The organism is Nonomuraea lactucae, from assembly GCF_003313395.1.
Classification (GTDB): Bacteria; Actinomycetota; Actinomycetes; order Streptosporangiales; family Streptosporangiaceae; genus Nonomuraea; species Nonomuraea lactucae.
This window is the reverse complement of record NZ_QNFZ01000401.1, coordinates 1-958: the sequence shown is the minus strand read 5'-3', so window position 1 is coordinate 958 and position 958 is coordinate 1. Positions and strand designations below refer to the sequence as shown.

1 protein-coding gene is annotated in these 958 nt (G+C 71.1%); it reads right to left on the bottom strand.

All coding sequences use genetic code 11. From position 1 onward, the window contains the following. Positions 1-203: 203 nt before the first annotated feature. Positions 204-958, bottom strand: a 755-nt coding sequence (locus tag DQW85_RS22195) for a DUF4352 domain-containing protein (RefSeq protein WP_205315315.1), incomplete at its 5' end; no start/stop codon positions are given.

Genomic DNA, 958 nt, shown 5'->3' with positions numbered 1-958 from the left:
TTGTCCTCTTCTGGCAGGTCAGCTCGTCAAAGCGATCCTCGTCCTTCAACTCCGCGAAGCGGGATGAAAAGTGCTCAGTGTGTGTCGGAATCTCATCATCGCAACTTACGATTGCCGACTACTCACATCACAGGCCAAAGAATGTCCAGAACGATCATCCGATCGCGGCCCGGCGTGCTCACAGGACCAGCCCAGTGCGCCTGTCAGCCGAAGGTGACCCGCACGCCCTTGCTCAGGCCGGAGTCGTGCAGCTCCACCCCGGCGGGCCGGACGCTCTTCGGCAGCTCGAAGACCAGCGTCCCCGAGAAGGAGTCACCCGGTCCGATTCGGATCGGCGTGATCTCCGTGCCTTCCTTGTCGAGCAGCCTGGTGCCGGGGTGCAGGGTGTCGTCCTCGTCGAACAGCTTCTGCTGGCCCGGGTAGAGCACCCTGGCCTCGCCGCCCACGTTCTCGACCCGCACCGCCACCCGGCAGGTGCGGTGCGCCGCGGAATTCGCCGCCTTGGGACACGCCGAGCCGGTCACCGCGAACCTCAGCCTGCCGTCGTTCACGGGGCTCTCCGCGCCCACCGCGGGCGGCACCCGCGACACCCAGGCCATCAGGGCCAGCAGCAGCACGAGCAGCACGGTCCCGATCACCGCGGCCGTCAGGCAGCCCGCGAACACGTTCCTGCCCGGCCTGGGCCGCGCGTACATGCCGGACGGAGGCAGCGGACCCTGCCCCGTATGGTGCCCGGCGGGACTGGGGAGGGGCCCCTGGCCCGTCTGGTGGTGCGGCGGGCTCTGCGCCGGAAGCTGTGGCGGGCCGTGCGGCGCGCCCTGCGGTGGGCTCTGTGGCGCGTTCGGTGGCGGGTTCGGTGGCAGGGCCTGGGACGGTGCCGGTCCGGGAAGGGGGCCGGGGCCGGGCGGGGGCTGGGCCGCCCGGTGGGTCGGAGGGACGGGGCCGGTGCGCTCCGCCG